This is a genomic window from Blautia sp. TM10-2 (assembly GCF_003480845.1).
In the GTDB taxonomy this organism is placed as follows: domain Bacteria; phylum Bacillota; class Clostridia; order Lachnospirales; family Lachnospiraceae; genus Fusicatenibacter; species Fusicatenibacter saccharivorans.
On record NZ_QUJZ01000007.1, the window covers coordinates 157,317 to 170,994 of the forward strand.

At 42.7% G+C, this 13,678-nt stretch carries 6 protein-coding genes and 2 pseudogenes; all 8 read left to right on the plus strand.

The features are described from left to right. Positions 1–4 precede the first annotated feature (4 nt). The 8 genes and pseudogenes from DXD92_RS08910 (at position 5) to DXD92_RS08955 (ending at position 13,299) form a co-directional block, all read left to right on the plus strand. On the plus strand, positions 5–7,168 hold the full coding sequence (locus DXD92_RS08910) for a DUF3849 domain-containing protein (protein WP_118640431.1): 7,164 nt from the start codon (positions 5–7) through the stop codon (positions 7,166–7,168). Then, positions 7,149–7,523 (plus strand): TnpV protein, encoded by a 375-nt coding sequence (locus tag DXD92_RS08915; protein ID WP_001129922.1) that lies wholly within the window; start codon positions 7,149–7,151, stop codon positions 7,521–7,523. Before DXD92_RS08910 ends, DXD92_RS08915 begins: the two co-directional genes overlap by 20 nt. A gap of 366 nt (positions 7,524–7,889) precedes the next feature. Continuing rightward, complete coding sequence (tet(O), locus tag DXD92_RS08920) at positions 7,890–9,809, plus strand: tetracycline resistance ribosomal protection protein Tet(O) (RefSeq protein WP_000691758.1); 1,920 nt, start codon at positions 7,890–7,892, stop codon at positions 9,807–9,809. A 54-nt stretch (positions 9,810–9,863) separates the two neighbouring features. Then, a complete protein-coding gene (locus DXD92_RS08925; RefSeq protein WP_004614788.1) occupies positions 9,864–10,034 on the plus strand; it encodes a cysteine-rich KTR domain-containing protein in 171 nt (56 codons plus the stop codon). Between the two features lie 490 nt (positions 10,035–10,524). Continuing rightward, a complete protein-coding gene (locus DXD92_RS08940) occupies positions 10,525–11,034 on the plus strand; it encodes a sigma-70 family RNA polymerase sigma factor (protein ID WP_105116765.1) in 510 nt (169 codons plus the stop codon). A gap of 94 nt (positions 11,035–11,128) precedes the next feature. After that, complete coding sequence (locus DXD92_RS08945; RefSeq protein ID WP_000323895.1) at positions 11,129–11,554, plus strand: sigma-70 family RNA polymerase sigma factor; 426 nt, start codon at positions 11,129–11,131, stop codon at positions 11,552–11,554. Between the two features lie 83 nt (positions 11,555–11,637). After that, a pseudogene (locus DXD92_RS08950) lies at positions 11,638–12,112 on the plus strand (RNA polymerase sigma factor). 154 nt (positions 12,113–12,266) lie between these two features. Next, positions 12,267–13,299, plus strand: a pseudogene (locus DXD92_RS08955) (AAA family ATPase). Positions 13,300–13,678: the final 379 nt, after the last annotated feature.

The window sequence follows — 13,678 nt, forward strand, 5'->3', positions numbered from 1 at the left end:
TAAGATGGATAAATATGAATACATAGTGAATCTTGCAGAAAAAACAGCTAAAAGGGTTTCAAAGAACCGGGAATCCTGGATGAAGTTCCTGACCTCCGCTGCACGGATTTATAAATATCCGTTTAAAGAACAGCTTCTGATTTATGCACAGAATCCGGATGCAACAGCGTGTGCTTCCATCGAGATATGGAATAAACGTATGAACTGCTGGGTAAATAAAGGATCTTCAGGAATTGCACTTCCGGATGATACTGCAACATACGGTCATAAGCTTAAATATGTATTTGATGTTTCGAATGTTCATGCTGTAAAGCCAAATGGACGTTATCCGAAGGCGTGGAAACTGCGGGAAGAACATAAAAGTGATGTACTGCATAGGCTCGAACAAATATATGGCAGTACAGACAGCACAAAACCCTTTGAAGAAAGAATTATTGAAATTTCAGATCAGCTCGCGGCGGATGCCTATACAGAACTTCAAATTGATTATCCGGATTTACAGGATAGGATAGGATTTGATAAACTGAGCGAACAGGACTTTGCTCTTTGCTTAAAAAAACTTATATCGGAAAGTGTTTCTTTTACAATTTTATCGGCCTGTGAAATAGAAATTTCCGATCATGAATTTTCATTTGATTATATCAATCAGTTTGTTTCTATTAAAACATTGTCAGTATTAGGAACAAAAATTAATGATTCTGCCAGAGGTGTTCTTGCAGAAATCGGAAAAACAGTACGCATTTATGATAAAATTCGCGAGAAAGAACAGGAAAAAGAAATCTCCAAAAAAGAACTTGCAAATGCACCACAACCGCGATATAATGCTTTAAAGCGTGAAAGTTTGCAAGAGGGTAATTCCAAAGATAAAGATAATATTGAAGGAGGAAAACAAAATGGACCTGGAATACGAACAGATGGGAGATTATCTGATTCCGAAACTGAAAGCAAATCCGGAACCGGAGGGAATGGTAACGAAATACGGACTTCTGAGGGACAAATTTCTGAGGGAGAGATACGATGGGGCGAGAACAGCAATGTTTCTGGAAGGAACGCTGAAAGCACATCTTCTCGAGATTCAGGAACAGGCAAGAGAGAGGATGGAAGTCCTGACATCCCAGATGGCGGAGAAAGAAGGAGTAAACGAACAGCTCAAAGCACAGGATCAGATGCTTTGGGTGAAGAAGATGAACAGCATCCAGAGCCGGGCGGAGGAAGTCGTACTGAAAGAACTGATTTACAGCCGACCAATTTTGTAAAACCAGAGGAATCATACACACAATTAAGTCTGTTTCCATCAGCAGAGGAACAGAGAGGATCAATTACAGCAGCGGAAGCAAGTAAAAAATATACTATGCCCGCTGCTTTCTATTTGCCGGAAACCGATCTTGAAGTAATCATCCGAAGTGGTGGCGGGCAAAAAGATAGCCGGAAACGGATTTACGCCAAATATACCGAAGGAAAAAGTACCGATGAAATAATTGCTTTCCTGAAAAAAGAATATAGTCAGGTCGGCAAAGGTTTTGAATTACACGGTCATCCAATATCTGTATGGTTTGATGAAAACGGAATGACTGCTGGTTATGGTATGCAGGCAGCGGAATCTGTAGTTACAACATTAAGCTGGGATCAAATCGAAAAGTACATTCACGCCATGATTACGTATGGCTTGTATATGGATGCGAACGAGGCAGCACTCGTAGACAAAACAGAGATGGAGAGGGTATCTTATCAGATCGGCTATTTTCTCCGTGATTGGATAGATGATGTACCGGAAGAACTTAACAGTATAGAAAAAATAGAAACTCTTCTTTCTACGCATGAAGGAAGAGAACAGCTGGAAAGCTTTTTGGAAGATGTCGATGCACGGATTTCCTATGGAGAATTAAAGCCGAAAACTGTGAAATCTCCAGGATATCTATTATCCGAAATCGCGGATCTTGACAGGGAGAGAATTCATTTTCCACTTCATGATACGGTAGATGTCAGACAGGAAGATTTCATCACACAGGACGAAATCGACTATGCCCTTTGCATTGGAAGTGGTTTTGCAGATGGAAAATTTCGAATCTACGAATATTTCATGGACCTGCATAACCAGAAAGAAAATGCAGACTTTCTGAAAAAAGAATATGGGATTGGTGGCCAATCCGGTGCGTTACCTGGCAATAGTAGTTCCAACAGTGAACATGATGCGAAAGGTATTCTCCTGGAGAAAGGAAGCCTTTTAAATCCATATACAAAAGTCCTTTTAAATTGGAATGTCGTAGAAGAAAGAATCTGCGAGCTGATTTATGCAGACAAATACTTTTCACCACAGGAAAAAGAAGAGTATAAGAATTATAAAAAAGAACAGGAAAAAAAGGCAAAAGAAGCCGAAATTACCCGGCTGAATAACGGAATCCGGTTAGAGTGCAAACAGGAGATCGAAAAACAGATTGCCGAAAAATACAATGGATTTTCCGTTCCACAAAATACGGTATCTGAAATTGTAGAAAAATACGGCATAGACTGTGTACAATTTGTTTTGGCCAATACCATTGTGCAGGCATGGAAGGAAGGTCGGTTTTCTCTAAGAAACAAAGAATGGGCGAGTTCCATCCTTACAGAAGGAGAATGGAGCAATACACTGATCTTAAACACCCATCCAACTATTTTGGATGGATTTACAAACCAAGTCAGAAACCTGCAGCATGAAAAAGAACAGGTAGTACAGGAACAGCTTACACTGGATGGCCATCTCTGCATTCTGATTGACCAGTGGGAATCTGGAAACGTTAAATATCTGATCGGAAATTGTGTTGATGATCCGGACTTTTATTATGTTCAGTGTAAAAATCGAGTCTTTGAATTTGACCATAAGCCAGATAAAGTTGAAGTAGAGGACTATTATATCGACATTCTTGCTGAAGAAGACATTGATCGACATGAAGCGGAAGTTGGTGCCAAACTTGATGGGGAAGAACTGCAACGGTTATCCTGGCAGGTGGTACATGAGGCAGATGATGCGTTTGGAAATCCAACAAAATGGAGCGCAAGGCTTTTTTCGGATGTCTTTTTGTGGATCAACAAAGGAAATGCCGTATATTCCATTTATGATGCAGAAGGTTATCCGCCATTGGAAACTTTTGAATATTTGGAAGATGCCATGGCATGGGCCGATGAACTTGCTGCAGATGGAAGAGACATTGAAAATTCTATTCCAGACGAAACGACGCCAGATACCGAAGAAAAACAAGAAGAAAGTAAAGCTGCACCGGATAAAAGTGCAGCTTCCAATTTTCAGATCAGTGATGACCATTTGGGGGAAGGATCTCCAAAAGAGAAATTCAGAAGGAATCTTGCTGCCATTGTGCTGCTTAACCGGATCGAATCGGAAAACAGATACGCTACAGCAGAAGAACAGCAGGTTCTCAGTCAATATATTGGATGGGGTGGACTGGCGGATGCCTTTGACGAAAGCAAACCAAACTGGTCTGAAGAATATCAGCAATTAAAGGCTGCATTATCGCCGGATGAATACCGTATGGCCAGGGAAAGCACTTTAAACGCACATTATACCAGTCCAGTGATTATCCGGCAAATTTACAGTGCTTTGGAACGAATGGGTTTTTCCAAAGGAAACGTTCTGGAACCGGCAATGGGAGTTGGAAACTTTTTGGGCATGATGCCGGACTCCATGAAAGAAAGCAACTTATATGGAGTTGAACTGGACAGTATTTCCGGACGGATTGCCAAACAGCTGTATCCACATGCTAACATACAGATATGTGGTTTTGAAAAAACTACATATCCAGATAACTTTTTTGATCTTGCCATTGGAAATGTTCCGTTTGGACAATACAAGGTGGTAGATAAGAAATACGATCGGAACAATTTCCTGATCCATGATTACTTCTTTGCAAAAACACTGGATAAAGTACGTCCCGGTGGTATTGTTGCCTTTATCACAAGCAAAGGAACACTGGACAAATCCAATCCGGAAGTGCGGAAATATCTGGCACAACGGGCCGAGTTACTTGGTGCTGTCAGGCTTCCAAATACAGCCTTTAAAGCGAATGCAGGAACAGAAGTAACATCCGATATTTTGTTTTTGAAAAAACGGGATCATATGATCGTTTCTGATCCGGATTGGGTCTATCTTGGAAAAGATGGATCAGACATTACCATGAACAATTATTTTGTTGAACATCCAGAACAAATTGTTGGAAAAATGGAAATGGTGTCCGGTCCTTATGGAATGGAAAGTACCTGCACAGCAGATGATTCGCAACCGTTTGAAGAACAATTACAGGAGTCTCTGCAAAATATCAATGGAGAATTTGATACGATTGATCCGGAAGAGATTCTTACGGAGGACTTAGAAGAGCTACTTTCTGCAGATCCAAACGTCAAAAATTATAGCTTTACGGTTGTTGGAAAGGAAATTTATTACCGGGAAAATTCCGTTATGCGTCCTGTTGACGTTTCGGCCACAGCAAAAGAGCGGATCAAGGGAATGATCGGCATTCGGGATTGTACTCGTGCGTTAATTAATTTGCAGCTGAATGAGTATTCCGATGCAGACATTAAACAAAAGCAGGAAGAACTGAGTGCGTTGTATGATGGATATACAGCAAAATTCGGTATACTGAATTCGCGTGCAAACAGAATCGCATTTGATCAGGATTCCAGTTATTCTCTGATTTGCTCATTAGAAAACCTTGATGAAGAAGGAAATTTCAAGGAAAAGGCTGCTATATTCCAAAAGCGTACAATTAAGCAGGAGAAAGTTGTTACAAGCGTTGACACAGCCAGTGAAGCATTGACCGTATCTCTTTCAGAAAAGGCTGTTGTTGATCTTCCGTATATGAGTGAACTTTCCGGAAAAGATACCAAAGAAATTGTGGAAGAACTTCGCGGTGTCATATTTGAAGACCCAATCACCGGAAAATGGGAGACTGCAGATGAATATTTAAGCGGTAATGTCCGGGAAAAACTCAAAATTGCAACATCTTACGCAGAAACAAAACCTGAGTTTAGCATTAATGTGCAGGCACTTAAACAGATACAGCCCCAAAATCTCGATGCCTCAGAGATAGAGATCAGGATTGGTGCCACATGGATTGATCCGAAGTATATAGATGACTTCATGGGGGAAGTCTTTCAAACACCACATTATCTATTAGATCCTGGTGCTGTAAAAACAAGTTTTTCGAATATAACAAGTACATGGAACATTGCCGGAAAAAATGCTGAAACTTCCCGCTCTTTTGCAAATACCACATTTGGAACCACAAGAGTAACTGCGTATAAGTTGCTGGAAGATACCTTAAATTTGAAAGACATAAAAATTTATGATACCTTTGATGAAAGGAGGGTACTGAATAAGGAAGAAACGACTATTGCAAGTCAAAAGCAGGAAAACATAAAAGAAGCGTTTAAAGACTGGATATTCCGTGATCCGGAACGAAGACAGAAGATTGTAGAAACGTATAACGAATTATTCAATTCTGTTCGTCCACGGGAATATGAAGGCTCTCATTTGACATTTCCTGGCATGACGCCAGATATTGAATTAAAGCCGCACCAGAAAAATGCAATAGCCCATATTTTATACGGCAACAATACATTACTTGCCCAGTGTGTTGGTGCTGGAAAGACATTTGAAATGATTGCTGCAGCGATGGAGAGCAAAAGACTCGGTTTATGCCAGAAATCATTATTTGTTGTTCCAAATCACCTCGTAGAACAATGGGCTTCTGATTTCCTGCGGTTATATCCGGGGGCAAACATCCTTGCGGCCCGGAAAAAAGATTTTGAACCGGCAAACCGGCAAAAATTCTGTTCCAGGATTGCTACCGGAGATTATGATGCAGTTATTATCGGGCATAGCCAATTTGAAAAAATACCGCTTTCCGACGAGCGACAGAAAAATACAATTATACAACAGATTGATGAGATCGAAAAAGGACTCAAGGAAATAAAAGCAGAGAGTGGCGAACGATTTACCATTAAACAGATGGAAAAGACCAAAAAGAGTCTGGAAACGCGTCTTGCCAAGCTTTATGACCAAACCAGGAAAGATCAAGTTGTAAATTTTGAAGAACTCGGTATAGACAGGCTGTTTGTGGACGAAAGCCATAACTATAAGAATCTGTTTTTGTATACTAAAATGCGCAATGTGGCAGGTATCCCGCAGACAGAAGCCCAGAAGTCCTCAGACATGTTTGCAAAATGCCAATATATGGATGAACTAACCGGCGGCAAAGGTATCACCTTTGCTACCGGAACGCCGATTTCCAACAGTATGACAGAGCTGTATACAAATATGCGTTATCTGCAGTACGGCACACTGAAAAGATTGGGAATGACACAATTTGATTCCTGGGCAGCATCATTTGGTGAAACACAAACAGCGATTGAGTTAGCTCCAGAGGGGGTTGGTTACCGTACAAAAAGAAGGTTTTCTCGCTTTTTCAATCTTCCTGAGCTAATTTCAGTATTCAAAGAAGCGGCCGACATTAAAACTGCAGATATGCTGAATCTTCCTGTTCCGGAGGCTCAATACGAAAATGTAGTTCTGAAACCAAGCGAATACCAGAAAGAAATGGTTGCATCGCTTGCTAATCGCGCTGAAGCAGTCAGAAACCAGCTTGTGTCACCTTATCAAGACAACATGTTGAGGATAACAAACGACGGCCGGAAACTTGCTCTCGATCAGCGTCTGATAAACGAAATGCTACCTGCGAATGAAAATTCAAAAGTTGCAGTGTGTGCCGAAAAATCTTATCATATCTGGGAAGAAACCACTTCAGAAAGATCTACACAGCTTATTTTTTGTGATTTATCTACGCCAAGGAAAAATAGGGATGAATCTTTTAGCGTATATGATGAGTTAAAGTCTCTCCTTATGAAAAAGGGTGTGCCGGAAGATGAGATTGCATTTATTCATGACGCCAATACAGATCAGAAAAAAGCTGAATTATTTGCTAAAGTCCGTAGCGGACAGGTTCGTTTTCTGATCGGATCTACTTCTAAAATGGGTGCTGGAACAAACGTGCAGGATCGTTTGATTGCGTTGCACCATCTTGATGTACCGTGGCGTCCATCCGATGTAGGACGGATTTTGCGGACATTCAAAATAAAAAAGAATGTGGAGGTAACAGACAATGGCAAAATCATTATTTGAGGAACTGGGCGGCAAATACGAAAGGCAAGGGGATTATTTGATACCGTGCTTAACTGTACCCGCCGAAGAAGAACAGGCAATAGGCATCTGGGGGCAACGGCATTTAGATTATCTAAAACAGTACCGTAAAGTTACATACACCAATCTTCTTACAAGCGGCAGGCTAAACGCCTACCTTGCCGACATCAACAGACAGGCACAGGAACGCTTTGAAAGGCTCATAGAGGGTATGAAACAGGCACAGGGCATAACGGAACAGCTAAAGGCAGAAAACGCCTTAGAATGGACAGGATGCCTCAATAACATAAGGGCTTGTGCGAGGGAGATTGTGGAAAAGGAAATTATTTTTGCATAAACAGATGATTAGTGGCAGGGGGAAATCCTGCCGCTTTTTCTGCTTTAGTTTGTCAGCTTGACAAATAAAGGGTTAAGGAATATAATTAGATTCAGTATTATACAAGGAGTTAATAAATATGCGGCAAGGTATTCTTAAATAAACTGTCAATTTGATAGTGGGAACAAAAAGTAGCAGTCCCGTTTCACTTTTAATATGGGGCTTAGTTTTTTGTACCCAGTTTAAGAATACTTTTATCATGTAATTTTATATGCCCGAAAACATATAAGTGTTTTGGGGCTATTGGAGTTATTTACCCAGTGATAGGAGTATTTATCACTGGGTATTTTTATGCCCTTTTTTGGGTGTTGATAGGAGGAAAATCACATGAAAATAATTAACTTAGGCATTCTGGCTCACGTTGACGCAGGAAAGACAACATTAACGGAAAGTTTATTGTATACCAGTGGTGCAATTGCAGAACTAGGGAGCGTAGATGAAGGCACAACAAGGACAGATACAATGAATTTGGAGCGTCAAAGGGGAATCACTATCCAGACAGCAGTGACATCTTTTCAGTGGGAGGATGTAAAAGTCAACATTATAGATACGCCAGGCCATATGGATTTTTTGGCGGAAGTATACCGTTCTTTATCCGTATTAGACGGAGCAGTATTATTAGTTTCTGCAAAGGATGGCATACAGGCACAGACCCGTATACTGTTTCATGCACTACAGATAATGAAGATTCCGACAATTTTTTTCATCAATAAAATTGACCAAGAGGGGATTGATTTGCCAATGGTATATCGGGAAATGAAAGCAAAGCTTTCTTCGGAAATTATAGTGAAGCAAAAGGTTGGGCAGCATCCCCATATAAATGTAACGGACAATGACGATATGGAACAGTGGGATGCGGTAATTATGGGAAACGATGAACTATTAGAGAAATATATGTCAGGGAAACCGTTTAAAATGTCAGAACTGGAACAGGAAGAAAACAGGAGATTCCAAAACGGAACGTTATTTCCAGTTTATCACGGAAGCGCTAAAAACAATCTGGGGATTCGGCAGCTTATAGAAGTAATTGCCAGTAAATTTTATTCATCAACGCCTGAAGGTCAATCTGAACTATGCGGGCAGGTTTTTAAGATTGAATATTCAGAGAAAAGGCGGCGTTTTGTTTATGTGCGTATATATAGCGGAACATTGCATTTGAGGGATGTTATTAGAATATCTGAAAAAGAGAAAATAAAAATCACAGAGATGTGTGTTCCGACAAACGGTGAATTATATTCATCCGATACAGCCTGCTCTGGTGATATTGTAATTTTACCAAATGATGTTTTGCAGCTAAACAGTATTTTGGGGAACGAAATACTGTTGCCGCAGAGAAAATTTATTGAAAATCCTCTCCCTATGCTCCAAACAACGATTGCAGTAAAGAAATCTGAACAGCGGGAAATATTGCTTGGGGCACTTACAGAAATTTCAGATGGCGACCCTCTTTTAAAATATTATGTGGATACTACAACGCATGAGATTATACTTTCTTTTTTGGGGAATGTGCAGATGGAAGTCATTTGTGCCATCCTTGAGGAAAAATATCATGTGGAGGCAGAAATAAAAGAGCCTACTGTTATATATATGGAAAGACCGCTTAGAAAAGCAGAATATACCATCCACATAGAAGTCCCGCCAAATCCTTTCTGGGCTTCTGTCGGGTTGTCCATAGAGCCGCTCCCTATTGGAAGCGGAGTGCAGTATGAAAGCAGAGTTTCACTTGGATATTTAAATCAATCGTTCCAAAATGCGGTTATGGAGGGGGTTCTTTATGGCTGCGAGCAGGGGCTGTATGGATGGAAAGTGACAGACTGTAAAATCTGTTTTGAATATGGATTGTATTATAGTCCTGTAAGTACCCCCGCAGACTTTCGGCTGCTTTCCCCTATCGTATTGGAGCAGGCTTTAAAAAAAGCAGGGACAGAACTATTAGAGCCATATCTCCACTTTGAAATTTATGCACCGCAGGAATATCTCTCACGGGCGTATCATGATGCTCCAAGGTATTGTGCAGATATTGTAAGTACTCAGATAAAGAATGACGAGGTCATTCTGAAAGGAGAAATCCCTGCTAGATGTATTCAAGAATACAGGAACGATTTAACTTATTTCACAAATGGGCAGGGAGTCTGCTTGACAGAGTTAAAAGGATACCAGCCAGCTATTGGTAAATTTATTTGCCAACCCCGCCGCCCGAATAGCCGTATAGATAAGGTTCGGCATATGTTCCACAAGTTAGCTTAACAGCTTGCAAAAGTCATATAAAATGAGATTTGAAAGGATTAGAGACTAATTATGATGAAATGCGAATGGATATTGTGTCCTGTTTGTGGGAGCAAAACCCGTAATAAAATTAGGAAGGACACTGTTTTGGAGAATTATCCCCTTTATTGTCCAAAATGCAGACAAGAAAGATTGATTAAAGTTGACAACTTGAAGATAACTGTCATCAAAGAGCCAGACGCTTAAGACGCAGAGCCGATGAAATTGTGGAACAATTCACGAATCATCGGCTCTTTTTGTTTCGTATTTGAAAGAACAAACTCACCAAATAAAAAAAACGATATTCGGGTGGGTTATTTTGTTATACCCTAAATTACCCTCTGAATTTGTTTTTAAATTTGGAGGGATTTTTTTATGTCCTTTTTTCGGGCAGTTATCTATCTGCTCATACGAAGCAAAATTTATCAATACATAGCATATCAGAGAACGGCAGGAAACCAGTTAAAAAAATTTCTGCCAGTGCAACGGTACTTCTCACCTTGAAAGTAGAAGTACAATCTCCATACAATAGAATTACTATTTCCTATAACCGTAAAGGTCACAGAGCCTTTGCGGTTTTTCTTTTGTCGATTTTTGTTGGAAAGTGCCGTAGGGCTGTTTCTGATATGCGGTGTCGTTCTCCGCCTCTCCATCTGGATTTTTTACATTTCAAAAATTCAGATGGGAGGTATTTATGGTGAAATATGCACCAAGAAAGGTATATATCAGAGAAAGTGGCGGCTATGTGGAATTATCCTACACGGAGTTCTGCCGTTGCAGGGAATCCGACCAGACCTATATGGACAAGCTGTTTATCCCCATTCAAGGCTGTCTGCTTGAAGTCGTGAGGGAGCAATACACAGACTTCTACCGTGACAAGGAACGGTGGCGTTATCTGCAAAAATTAGATACAAAGAATAGACTGCTATCTCTCGACGGATTTACGGACAGCGAGGGGAATCCTCTGGACTTTATCACTGATGAAGCGGTGGACATTGCAGAAACCGTTGTCAATGCGGTCATGGTGGACAGGCTGAAAGCCGCCCTGCCTTTGCTGTCGGATAGTGAACAGGAGCTGATACAGGCAATCTTTTTTGACGGACTTTCCGAGCGTGAAGTCGGGGCGAGGTTGGGCATAACCCAGAGCGTTGTAAACAAACGCAAAGCCAGAATCCTAATAAAACTAAGAAAGATAATAGAAAATTAAAATTTAAGGCGTTCAGCCCCCTTGTTTTTTCCTTTGGGAAGATGAGGGGGCTTTTCTCTGCCCTCTCAATCAATTCTGATTGGAGGAAGTAAGAATGGCATACAACCACGGACGGGAGGACAGGAAATGGCGTATCTGGAAAGAAGCGGAGGAAAAGCTGCTGCGTGAGTGCGGCGTTGATGAAGCGACCATTGAGCAGATACGCATGGCGGACAGGGCAGACTTCAATTCCAACAGGCGGTTTTACCGATGGACGAATGACGTTGCGGAATATCTTGAGGACATGGCAGGCAGGGAGCGGCAGGCGGAAGTGGGTACGGTTGCGGAGTTACTGGAAGAGATTGAGAGCGAAAATCTCTATCAAGTATTAGTCACGGTGGACGGGCGTACCTTGAAAATCGTCCTGCTGAAAATGCAGGGGTATTCCACAAAGGAGATTGCCCCGCTTGTGCATTTGACGACTGGTGCCATCTATGCGAGGTTAGACCATCTGCGGAAGAAGCTGCGGAAAATTTTATAGCTTCTAAAACAGCCTGCCATCCTGCGGGCTACTGGGTGAGGGATGGAAATCCCCTCACTCATTTTTTGCAGGAGGACAACAGGATGGCATACAGGGTTAAGGCATACACGCTTCGGGAGGAATCCACGGAAAGCGGCACAAGGTATTTTATCAGCTTTAAGGACGGGCAGGGCAAATCCCACGAGTTGGAAGTGTCGGAACAGTTCTTTATGGAGTTTCGGCAGATGGAGCGCAGGAACAGGAATCTTTTCTAATGGGACGAGCGGCACAGGGAGTTTAACGAGGTATGGGACGAAACCCTTTACAGACGGGCGTTGCGTGTGCCTAAGAGCCTTGATGAACGCATGGTTGAGGAAGAACGGAATGAAACGCTCTATAAGGCGGTTGGGAGCCTTCCAGAGATACAAAGGCGGCGTTTCCTGCTCTACTACGAGTATGAGTTCAATTTTTACCAAATCGCCGCTATGGAGCATTGCACCGCTTCGGCAATACAGAAATCTGTTGCGATTGCAAAGGAGAAAGTAAAGGCGGAAATTGAAGAAATATCTCCAACCGTGACCGACACCGCCCGAAAAAGAAATCTGTTTTTTATTTGTGTGGGATTGGCGGCATTACATACTCTCACTTTTTTCCGTGGGAGTAAATCTATTTTTAAGGAGGTCAACGCCTATGTGCAACGAAAACAAAGACACCGCCCGAAAGGAGGAAAGCCATGCAGAAGTTACAGACAGTCAACGCCGAAACGCTCCTTTATGAACCGCTTGAGAAACCATCCTTTGTGGTGGACAGCCTTATCCCGACAGGCTTATCGCTGTTCTGCGGCTCACAGAAGATAGGCAAAAGCTGGCTCATGCTGAAGCTATGCTTATGCGTGTCGCAGGGAATCCCTTTATGGGATATGCCGACAATGGAGGGCGATGTGCTTTACCTCTGCCTTGAGGACACGTTCTGCCGCATACAGGACAGGTTATTTCGTTTGACGGACGAAGCAAGCGGGCGGCTCCACTTTGCCGTGGCAAGCTGCAAGCTGTCAGACGGTCTTATCGTGCAGCTTGAAGATTATCTGAAAGATTACCCAGACAGCAGGCTCATTGTCATTGATACCTTGCAGAAAGTCCGTACAGCTTCAAAAGACAATGCCTATGCAAGCGACTATGGGGACATCTCCCTCATCAAAGACTTTGCCGACAGGCACTCTCTGGCGGTCATTGTCGTACACCACATCCGAAAGCAGAATGACAGCGACGTGTTCAACAAGGTGTCTGGGACGACAGGATTAACGGGGAGTGCGGACGCTACCTTTGTTCTGGAAAAGGAGAAACGTGCGTCTGACACCGCCAAGCTGTATGTGACGGGCAGGGACACGCCTTATCAGGAATACACGCTGCGTTTCCGTGATTGCCGTTGGGAGCTTGTGGAGCGGAAAACGCAGGAGCAGCTTGCGAAAGAAACGATACCAGATGTCCTTTTTCGGTTGGTGGATTTTATGAGGGATAAGGAAGAATGGATAGGCACGGCAACGGAACTGTTAGCCGCTATGGGGGAAACGGAAACCATACCCACGGTGATTACGAAATGGCTGAATGAATACCGCACCACATTTTTAAGCGAGAACCGTATCTGCTACCAGTACAGCCGCAGGAAAGACGGCAGGCGGATTGCCCTTGCAAGGAGGGCGGGTGACAGCGGTGATGGTGGTGACAGCGATATTAGGATACCCCCCTGTTACTGTCATTGACGCTTAAAGCCATGTAAAGCTGGCGGCTCTGCCCTGCGGGTGACAGCAGTGACGGTGGTGACAGTGATTTTAGGATACCCTGCCGCTGTCATCCCTACGGGAGAACACCCCGTAAACGCAAAATGCAGGCGTGAGATTTACTCGCCCTTTTCGGTCGTGTAAAACCACCCCTGCGGTCAGAAAAATCATTCCGATTTTTCCGACTGCGTTTACAGGGTGTAACACACTACACTTTGCCCTGCAAAGTCGTGTGCCAGACGTTCCCTCTGGACTCCCTTAAGGCAGGGCTGTGCCCTGCTATCCTACGCCTTACGGCTTCGGATAAAAGAATGGCGGCATGACGGTGACGGCTCTTGCGAGGGGGGTATCCCAAAAACACCGTCATC